Source organism: Bradyrhizobium sp. LA2.1 (assembly GCF_040547725.1).
GTDB classification, from domain to species: Bacteria; Pseudomonadota; Alphaproteobacteria; order Rhizobiales; family Xanthobacteraceae; genus Bradyrhizobium; species Bradyrhizobium barranii.
Window position 1 is genome coordinate 1 of sequence record NZ_JBEPQI010000066.1, and the last position, 9072, is coordinate 9072.

Genomic DNA, 9072 nt, shown 5'->3' on the forward strand with positions numbered 1-9072 from the left:
CATCGTCTGCCATCACAAGGTGTCCACCTATTTTGGTGGACACCTCATGCATCAGAGCACCCAAAAGCAAAAGGTGCAGGGAAATTCGCGCTTACCCTGATTGAGCTTACTAGCGCCCTTTAATCTTATTGCGGGTGAGCCTCAGACATCAGTTCGAAGCCAGCAGCTACGCACCCGATTGGCTAGGTGCTGATAACGGCCGGCTCGGTCCAACGTAACCACGCCTATTTACCCGTGTCTCAGCTGCATCATGAGACCAGAGTGGCCGTAAAACCAATCTCGGCATTCATCAACTTGGAGACTGGGGAATACGCCTTTGCCTTCGAAACGATTGACTGGAACATGTCGCGGTCAATGCCCGGTATCTTCGCCCTGACGGTGAGATGGACTGAGGTGATGGAAATGCCGGCCTCATCCTTCTCGAGGATGATGTCTGATTTGCTCTCCACATGCTCGGGGACGAAGTTCGCCATTCCGAGCATTCTGACAAGCGACGTAGTGAAGCACGCAGCGTGGGCCGCGCCAATCAATTCTTCGGGGCTGGTCTCGCCGTAATGAGTGAGGAAGCTATAGGGATAGTTTTGCAAAGCGCGGCTCTCGGTCGAGACCGCCCCCTGGCCCTCAAACAAACCGCCAATCCACCTAGTAGATCCAAATCGTTTCATGGCCTCTCCATCCTTGTGAATGCGGCAGCTTGCGGGAGACCATTACGGTCACCCTAAGCTTTGCATCAGACGCAAACAACGTGCCAATCGCCCGGCGCATCGCTTCGTCGGCTCCTTCCGAATCTTCAGGATGACTGAACGTATTGTTACGCGGCCATCACGGCCTCGTGAAAACGCTTCATTGCCGCGCTTTATGTATCCGGAAGGATGATGAAGCTCTCGGGCCGCGCGGGCCGCCAACCTTTCGGAATAGCGGCCAGAGTCCGGTGCCGGTCAATCGCGTCGGTTTGACGCTCGGTTGCAAACTTCCGGTATGCCCCTATGAACCGACATTTGGCTACACCGCATCAACAGAAGCGACGGGCCAAAACCGGCACCTTTGCCTGTTCACTCAATTACCTTATCGGCCCTCGCGGCGAGCGCAGGAGGTACGGAAAGCCTCAGCTGCTTGGCTGTCTTGAGGTTGATGGACAACTCGAATTTCGTGACTTGATAAATCGGTATGTCGCCGGGTTTTGCTCCTCGGAGAATCGCGTCGATGGTGTCGGCGGCGCGCGTAAACAATTCGATGAGGTCGAAGGAATAGGCCATTAGCCCCCCGGCCTCCACGTAGTTAAGATGCGTAAAAATTGCCGGAAGATTCGCGTTGCCGATTAACCTAACGATCAACGTTTTGTTTTGGTCGACCTCAGGCGAATCGACGACCAAAATTGCATGTGCACCCTCGCGCGCGATGCTCTCGATCGCCGTCCGATAGTCTGCTTCGCTGGCACCAAATTCCACTAAACCCACCGCGAGAGGGAGGCCCGCCGCTTCGGCCGCGGCCCGGATTGCGGGACCTGAGACTGGTCCATTCCATGACCACCGAAGAGCAAGACAGCCAAGTTTCGACATCGTTGGAACTATCTCGCGCAACAGTTCAATCCGTTTTCCATGAATGGAAACTCCGGCGTCGATGCTAACTCCCGTGAAATTTCCGCCCGGGTGAGCCAGACTTTCGGCGATCCCTGTCTTCACGGGGTCGCCGGTAATCACTACGATCGGAATAAGCGATGTCAGCTTTTTAAAAAAGGGCGCGCCAGGTCCAATGATAAAGATGACATCCGGGTTGCTCCTAACGATTTCCGCCGCCAGGGCTTCGGGGCCGGACGAATTTTGATCGCGGCCGTAAGCTTCGACTTTGAGATTGTGTCCCTCGACCTGCCCCAACCGCCGAAGTTCAGCGAACAAGGCTCGGGAACCTATGTTTTCGCTGTGGGAGTGCAGGTCCACGCTTGGGTGTGATGGGCTGAAGACAGCAAGACGCTTGCTATTGGTTCTTTGCTGTGCCGCCGCAGTGAGCGGCCATGTCACCGCCGCACCGCCGAGAAGACTGATGAAATCGCGCCGCCTCATGCAGCCCTCCAAGGAGGCTCAGGACCACGCTAAATCCAGTTGAAGCATACCACATCGCGGCACGGGAGTCCGGGGAGTTGGAGGCGCAAGATGTCGTGCGCGGCGACCGGCTATTTTGCGTGCATGACCGCTAAGGGTCAAAGCGCCGGTTTGACACTTTCCTGCGCACTTCCGGTCTGCCCCGATATTCGGACGTACTCGGTGTCGGCAGGGCTACGACGGGACATCAATTGCTATTCGATCACCTCGTCGGCACGGACGAGTAACGAGGCCGGTACAGTGAGGCCGAGCGCTTTGGCAGTCTTCATGTTGATGATGAGCTCGAATTTGGTCGGCCTCTCTATCGGCAAGTCGGAAGGTTTGGTGCCTTTGAAGATCTTGTCCACGTAGTCGCCTGCACGGCTGGCCCCGCATACCGACAATCCGCCACTGCTGTAATGTCGGAACAAGTAATTTGCCGGCAGATGATACTTCGCCGCGAGCGCGATAATTCGCGGAGCCTGTCGCCACTTCGCTGATGGGCCATGAGCCGACGTAACGTTCAGCTAGGGAAAATGCCAATGGCGCCGAACGGAAGGTGTCACTGGCGACATTCATCGCCTTGACCACAAGATGATGATGCCGATGACGATCGGAGCCAGTCCAAAGGCCATCGCGACCCAGACTTGGGCTCTTGGAGGATGTCGAAGATTTTGACCATGTTGAGCAAGGATAGCGTCACCTGAACATGTGGTCACGACCTGTGGGGTTGTCCGTGATACTACGGGGGCAGGCTGACGCTCATCATTGCAGATCGGACCGGCCGGTCTAAACTGGTGCCTATCTACCAAAACCGATTCGAAGGGAAATGGCGAAGTCTTCAAAACTTGTTGTCGCGAAGAAGGGGCGCGTGCTCCTGGTCAGACGACGGCGCGATAGGCTCTGGATGTTTCCGGGCGGTCGCAAGCGTGCAGGTGAGAGCGATCGGAAGTGCCTTCGCCGTGAAATCAGGGAAGAACTGCCGAAGCTCAAGCTCGGGCCGGTGAAGCTCTGGAGAGAGGTGAAGGCAAAGAATCGTCGGTCCGGACGCAAGATGAGTGACGCGATCTTCTTAGCCAAGAATGCGTCCGGCCCCCTGAAGATCGGCGACAAGAAGGAGATCGACAGGGCGGTCTGGTGCACGCCGCGAGGAATAAGGCTGACGCCGACTTCGCGCTACATTCGGGACAAGTTGTTTCCAAAGTGAATCCTGTCCCGGCAATTGGAGCACAGTCTGGCGACCCGCTTCGCATGATCTCAAGGGTTAGTGATCTGGCTTTTCGCGCACGATGACGCCGGTCTTAGGATCGGCATGAAATTCCATCCTCTGTCCGTTCTTGATGCCTTCGCCCTCCCATCGGCCGTCGTCGGCTTCAAGCTTCGTGACCTGCGAATACCCCGACTCCAAGACTTTCGCCTTCACTTGCTCCATGGGCATCCAGTCAGGTCCGGGTTGATCTGCTCTCGCTGCTGAGCTCACGACGAGGGAACCGAGAACCAGAATTGTGGCAAGCTTCATGATGGGCGCGTCCTCGCGTTAGAGGCGTCAACGAGAGCGTTGACATGGTTGTTCCTCTGACACTCTCGCAATTTCACAGCGTCAGAACGACGCATGGGTTTTTAGGGCTTGGGCACTCAGAGCTGCACAGCTGCTGGAGTCCGCGAGGGCGGTTATCGGACGTGAAGAGCAAGCCCGCCGGCATGCCAGCTAAGGGCCGATTTTGTTGCAAAAGCCGGTTGAGTAAGACCTCGAACGGTGATTCCGTGTTGACGCGATTCTCGGCGAGGTCGATCCATGATGGGCCGTCTGAAGAGTGTCCAAGGTAACTGTTCTACGAGTTTCGTCCTGGCGATGCGGTTCACGAAGATCATCTGGTACGGAAGATCGAGGCTGCCCTCGATCTGTCCTGGCTTCGCAGCGAGCTTGCACCTCATTATTCATCGATGGGTCGCCCGTCGATCGATCCAGAACTGATGATCCGGATGCTGGTCGTAGGTTATGTCTTTGCGATCCGCTCGGAGCGATTGATCTGTCGTGAAGTGCAGGTGAACCTCGCCTATCGCTGGTTCTGCAAGCTCGGTATCGAGGATGCTGTCCCGGATCATTCGGCGTTCTCGCGCGCCCGCAACGAGCGCTTCCGCGATGGAGATGTTCTCCGCCACGTGTTCGAACGGACCGTCGAGACCTGCATTGCCGCCGGTCTGGTTGGTGGCGAAGGATTTGCAGTCGATGCGAGCCTGATTGCGGCCGACGCGAACAAGCAGCGCTCGATCGCAGGTCAGGACTGGCGCAGGGATCGCGATCCGGCCAGGTCCAGCCGCGCGGTGAAGGAGTATCTGGCGATCCTCGACGATCCGGCGTGGGGTGCCGCCAGCGATGTCGTCCCGAAGTTTATCTCGCCATCCGATCCGGCAGCGCAGTGGACCGGGGCTCACAAAGGGCCGGCATTCTTCGCGTACTCCGACAACTATCTCATCGACGTGAAGTTTGGCGTCATCGTTGATGTCGAGGCCTCCCGCGCCATTTGCCAAGCCGACGTCGGCGCAGCAAAGACCATGATCGAACGGACCGAGGAGCGCTTCGGTCTCAAGCCAGAGCGGCTTGTCGGGGATACCGCATACGGAGCGGCTCCGATGCTGAACTGGCTGGTCGAGGAAAAGGGCATCGCGCCACATATCCCTGTGTTCGATAAGTCGAAGCGGGATGATGGCACCTTCTCGCGGAGCGACTTTCGATATGATCGGACCGGCGACGTCTACCACTGCCCGGGTGGCAAGCGGCTTGGGACGAGCGGTACCGTGCACGAGGGCAAGACCCTTCTGTATCGCGCCAGCAAGCTCGACTGCGATGTATGCCCGCTCAAACCGCAGTGCTGCCCAAAAGAACCGTCGCGCAAGATCCCGCGCGACATCCATGAGCACGCCCGCGACGTCGCCCGGTCGTTGGAAGGTACCGAGGGCTTCGAGACGTCGCGACGTGAGCGCAAGAAGATCGAGATGCGGTTCGCACATTTGAAGCGCATCCTGGAGCTCGGTCGGCTCCGACTGCGTGGTCCGCGAGGTGCGCAGGATGAGTTTGTTCTTGCTGCCATCGCCCAGAACCTGCGGCGGCTCGCGTTGCTGGTCGCTCGTCCACCACCCGCTCGGGCTCTGTGCATCGCGTAGGTTGCGTAGAGAGCGTCAAAGCCGGCGGACCAAGCCGGTCGTCCTTAGCGAAATGGCCTACCGATCCATCGGTAGCAGCCGACTTTTGCAACAAAATCGGCCAATTGCGGAAGTCTCCCCGGCTCCAGCCTTCATTCGCACTGATGCCGGCCAGCCAACGATCTCGGCGCTATACAATGAACCGAGCGTCTCCGGCATCTGCTGAGCCTGGGCGGGACCAACCGATTCCTGCCCTGCTGAGATACGCGATGAATCCGCGCCGCCACATTAGCTCCCCGGCTCCGACCAAGGTTCCGGACCTACTTGGCGCGATTGTAGACGAGCTCAGAAGAGCCGCCAATGGATGTTGATGGGTTGGCGACCTTCAATTCGTCCGCAGCAATCGTGAATGCTCGCGTCTGTTCGGTTTCTGCCCGATTTGGGAACGAACTGCCCTCAAATTTCAGCGTGTAGGTTTTTTTCGTTTCGTCGACCGAGTACGTGCCGAAGTTGGCAATGCTTCCTTGTACCACGGCTTTGTTTTCCTCTGGCGTACCCTGTGCGCGGTTTTGCGTCGCAAACTTCGGAAGATCGGAGCGCACAATTTGCGATGCGAAGTATCCGTTCTCTGTAAAGATTAGCAGCCCTTTTGGTTTGGTGCCCCACGCCGGACTGCCGTCAGGAAGCTTGCTTGTAGAGGAGACGAACGTCCAGGTCCCCACGAGTTCCTCCTTGATCGACTTCTGTTGACCAACGACGTTGCTCGGTAGCAGGGCGACTCCCAACGCCATCAGTGTAGACATGCTCAATATACTTTGCCGAACCATGTTCTCCTCCTGTCTCGAATGGTGCTGAACGGATCGCAAGTGCGGTCGCAATTTCGCGGCCGCGCGTTTTGGCGGCCACGGCGCACATTCCGGCGAAAAGAATGTCGGTTTGTTGGAGTCCCATGCCCGCCGACGGCACGCTGGCGGCCCGCTCCCGCGCGGAGAATTCGGCACGTCCCGCTTCAAGGGCAGCTACATAAGATCTAGCAGGTTTCGCTGGCTTGAGGAATGAGGCTCATGGCCCGGCCTATGTCTCAAATGGGTCTTGGTTGTGTGGAAATTTTCACAGCCAGGGTCACAAGCGGCAATACTCTGGTTGAGCAGAAAATTTCTGCTTAGATCCCAAAAGCCGACGTCGGCGCTTAAGATTAGACGCCCTGATAGGAACGACTCGTCAAGGCTCGCATTTGCCTTGCCATCGATACTCTGCTTCGGAACGCTGACATGCAGAGGCAGCTATGGATTGTGATAGGGGCTTTGTCCTCAGTGGCGCTGGTCGCGAGTATTTGCGCTGTGGCTCTGCCGAAAGCTTCGTACGACCACAAGGGTCTGCCCAGCTCCGATCCGTCAGTGCTTTGGGTGTCGGAGAAAAGTCCATATATGCGGAACGAGCGCTAAGACGCGCTACCACTTAAGCTACGCCGCCCATTGACCAACCTCTTGGGCCCGACCTAGGCTCGCGCGCAAGCACCAGCGGCTGGCCCGGCATCCGACTAGCGCCTATCCTCTCGGCATGAGTAATGATGCCGCCCTCCCCGCCGCCGCTCCGACAATCCGCATGAGACTGGCAGATCTACTTCACCCATGTCCGCGTCGGGACCATCGGCGTGCGCGCTGGCGTGCCTGTGCACGCCGATCAATGGGAATGGTCGGTCGGTTTCTATCCCGGCATGGAGCCAGGCACATGGCGGAGTGGCATAGCCGCGACCTTCGAAGCCGCGCGCGAGGCTTTCGAGACCGCATGGTCGGAGCTACAGCCGAGCATCCCCGACAATGCCTTCGCCGAATGGCGCCAAGACCGCGACTGGCGGACCGAGGTAGCGGCCAAGCTGGCGCGGGGTGAGAAGCTCAACAGCGAGATCCGGAGCACGCTGATGCGCTGCGTCTGCGGGACGACATTCGACAGCTGGAAGCCGGCGGAGAGCTACCCGCACCGCGCACACATCACTGCCGCGCAGGCGGCTGTCATTCGGCCTGCAATATTGACCCCCTGAGCCGGGGGATCGGCGTCCAAAATTGGCTCTGACGCATATTCGATGATCGTGATTGTTTTTATGGCGCGCCAATCAGCCTAGCCTGAAGGAGATCGAGCTTAGCGCGTCCGTACATTTGCCGTTTGACCAGCTTGAGCTTGGTGATCTGAGCTTCCACTTGGCCATTGGACCATGGTTGCGTGATAGCCGCGTGCACCGCGCCCTTATCGTTGGCAATGCCATTCGCGAACGAGGCAATGAGGCTCCGCTTGGATTCCTCAATCCAAGGTTCGAGCTCCATCTCGGCCTTCTTTCGGATCATCGCGTGGAAGCGGCCAATGAGAGCTTGGGCATCGGCCAGCATAGGAACGTTTTGTTCGATGACGGCAAGCGTGACGGTCTCGGCCCTGGTCAGGTGGTCGCGCTTCGTCGTCATCAGCTGCGCTATCGTCCTGGCGGCGGGGACCTTCTGCAATTGTTGATGGCTGATAGTCTCGGCACGCCGCCGTCGCGTCGCCCATTCCGCCACCACGCGCAGCGATCCCATAAAGCCTTGTCCCTTCAAACGGCGCCAGAGTTCGGCACCGTTGCGACAGCCGCCTGACCATTGCGCGTCCAGGAACGGCAGATGCCCGTCCAGGGTGCTTTGACGGGTGCGGAACATATCCGTACCGCCGCCGCGGCTAATTTGGCGAACCAGATTGCGACTATGTCCTGTGCGGCGGACGATCTCCTTGAACGGCACACCGTCGCTGACGAGAGCCGCAATTGCGGCATGGCTGTCCCGGCGCCGCAGATAGCCCTGATAGCGCAGCTTTTCCGCATAGGTCAGCAATTCCGGGTTGATCGTTGTCGCTCCGATTGCGGTTCGGATTCTGTTCATGGAGCGGCGCACCGCATCAAGGAAGGCCGCGCTCGCATTTTCCATCAGATGCCAGCGGTCGGCGACCTGGATGGCGTTCGGGAGCGCCTTAGCTGCTGCCTCGCCGTATCCACCACCGCGATCTCGCGACACAATGTTGATCGCTGGGTGCTTCGATAGCCACGCCCGAACGGTCGCAGTCTCCCTGTCGGGCAGCAGGGTAACGATCCGCCGACGCTCCAAATCGCACACGATCGTCCCGTATCGATGGTTTCTCCGGAACGCCCAGTCATCGATGCCCACAACAAGCAATGGATCTGTCGGCATCGCCGTCCGCCGACGGACCACCCGTAGCAAGGTATCGTTGCTGACAGGCAGCATGAGCCGCTTGGCGAAGCTTGCCGCCGGCCGGCCGCCGAGCGCCAACCCCAGGTGATGGACGATGTATTCCAGCCGTGCTGTCCGGCGCCGTCGCAGCGGGACGATGTCTTCTCCGAACCGCTCCGCGAAGATCCGCCGGCGGCAATGCGGCACCTCGCATGTGAAGCGCCGCGTGAGTAATCGGAGGCGCACCTTTCTGCCCGCTGATGGCAAATCGGCAACGTGCCGGACGTAGCGGCTATGGATGCGGCTCGACGCTGTCGCGCACAAAGGGCACCGAGCCTCCGCAGCTTCCGACCTAACAGACAGAATAAGCGAATCCATTGAGTCACTTACACCATCAACCACCAAACCACTCGGTACTAGCGATGAGATTTGAAAGCCCGTCCGCATGGCGCTGATTCTCCGTTTGAGAACCACAGTCGCCCGGCAAACTTCATCGGAAATGAGTCAGACCCAAAATTGGACGCCGATGAGGGGTCAAATTTGCAGACGATGACGTAATTGCGGTCAGCGCTCGGGGCACGAAAGCTCCGTTATCGTCGAGCTCTCGCAATCAAGCGATTCGGAGGAGCTGTCATGAGGCA

General features: G+C 58.5%; 8 protein-coding genes and 1 pseudogene. 3 read left to right on the forward strand and 6 right to left on the reverse strand.

Going from position 1 to position 9072, the window contains the following annotated elements:
• Positions 1-248: 248 nt before the first annotated feature.
• The 3 genes from ABIB95_RS46980 to ABIB95_RS46990 all read right to left on the reverse strand — a co-directional run bounded on the left by ABIB95_RS46980 (position 249) and on the right by ABIB95_RS46990 (position 2509).
• Positions 249-665: an OsmC family peroxiredoxin gene (locus ABIB95_RS46980; RefSeq protein WP_354249174.1), complete on the reverse strand. Its 417-nt coding sequence runs from the start codon at positions 663-665 to the stop codon at positions 249-251.
• A 387-nt stretch (positions 666-1052) separates the two neighbouring features.
• Positions 1053-2060, reverse strand: a complete 1008-nt coding sequence (locus ABIB95_RS46985) for an ABC transporter substrate-binding protein (RefSeq protein ID WP_354249176.1) — start codon at positions 2058-2060, stop codon at positions 1053-1055.
• Between the two features lie 233 nt (positions 2061-2293).
• The gene (locus ABIB95_RS46990; protein WP_354249177.1) at positions 2294-2509 is read right to left on the reverse strand and encodes an ABC transporter substrate binding protein; all 216 of its coding nucleotides are present in this window, start codon (positions 2507-2509) and stop codon (positions 2294-2296) included.
• 398 nt (positions 2510-2907) lie between these two features.
• On the opposite strand from ABIB95_RS46990, the gene ABIB95_RS46995 reads away from it, so the two are divergent.
• Positions 2908-3285 (forward strand): NUDIX hydrolase, encoded by a 378-nt coding sequence (locus ABIB95_RS46995; RefSeq protein ID WP_354249179.1) that lies wholly within the window; start codon positions 2908-2910, stop codon positions 3283-3285.
• Positions 3286-3342: 57 nt separating this feature from the next.
• Here ABIB95_RS46995 and ABIB95_RS47000 read toward each other — a convergent pair whose 3' ends face one another.
• The gene (locus ABIB95_RS47000; RefSeq protein ID WP_354249181.1) at positions 3343-3597 is read right to left on the reverse strand and encodes a PepSY domain-containing protein; all 255 of its coding nucleotides are present in this window, start codon (positions 3595-3597) and stop codon (positions 3343-3345) included.
• Positions 3598-3873: 276 nt separating this feature from the next.
• On the opposite strand from ABIB95_RS47000, the pseudogene ABIB95_RS47005 reads away from it, so the two are divergent.
• A pseudogene (locus ABIB95_RS47005) lies at positions 3874-5243 on the forward strand (IS1182 family transposase).
• A gap of 299 nt (positions 5244-5542) precedes the next feature.
• Here the strand turns inward: ABIB95_RS47005 and ABIB95_RS47010 are convergent.
• Positions 5543-6025 (reverse strand): lipocalin-like domain-containing protein, encoded by a 483-nt coding sequence (locus ABIB95_RS47010; RefSeq protein WP_354249183.1) that lies wholly within the window; start codon positions 6023-6025, stop codon positions 5543-5545.
• Positions 6026-6876: 851 nt separating this feature from the next.
• On the opposite strand from ABIB95_RS47010, the gene ABIB95_RS47015 reads away from it, so the two are divergent.
• Complete coding sequence (locus ABIB95_RS47015) at positions 6877-7263, forward strand: hypothetical protein (protein WP_354249185.1); 387 nt, start codon at positions 6877-6879, stop codon at positions 7261-7263.
• Between the two features lie 58 nt (positions 7264-7321).
• Here ABIB95_RS47015 and ABIB95_RS47020 read toward each other — a convergent pair whose 3' ends face one another.
• Positions 7322-8878 carry an ISL3 family transposase gene (locus ABIB95_RS47020; protein ID WP_354081003.1) on the reverse strand — a complete coding sequence of 519 codons (1557 nt, stop codon included), beginning with the start codon at positions 8876-8878 and terminating at the stop codon, positions 7322-7324.
• Positions 8879-9072 lie beyond the last annotated feature (194 nt).

Excerpts from the sequence above, each read along its gene's own strand:
- ABIB95_RS47020 (WP_354081003.1), bottom strand. The coding sequence starts at position 8,878 with ATGCGGACGGGCTTTCAAATCTCATCGCTAGTACCGAGTGGTTTGGTG.
- ABIB95_RS46980 (WP_354249174.1), bottom strand. The coding sequence starts at position 665 with ATGAAACGATTTGGATCTACTAGGTGGATTGGCGGTTTGTTTGAGGGC.
- ABIB95_RS46995 (WP_354249179.1), top strand. The coding sequence starts at position 2,908 with ATGGCGAAGTCTTCAAAACTTGTTGTCGCGAAGAAGGGGCGCGTGCTC.
- ABIB95_RS46985 (WP_354249176.1), bottom strand. The coding sequence starts at position 2,060 with ATGAGGCGGCGCGATTTCATCAGTCTTCTCGGCGGTGCGGCGGTGACA.
- ABIB95_RS47010 (WP_354249183.1), bottom strand. The coding sequence starts at position 6,025 with ATGTCTACACTGATGGCGTTGGGAGTCGCCCTGCTACCGAGCAACGTC.
- ABIB95_RS47000 (WP_354249181.1), bottom strand. The coding sequence starts at position 3,597 with ATGAAGCTTGCCACAATTCTGGTTCTCGGTTCCCTCGTCGTGAGCTCA.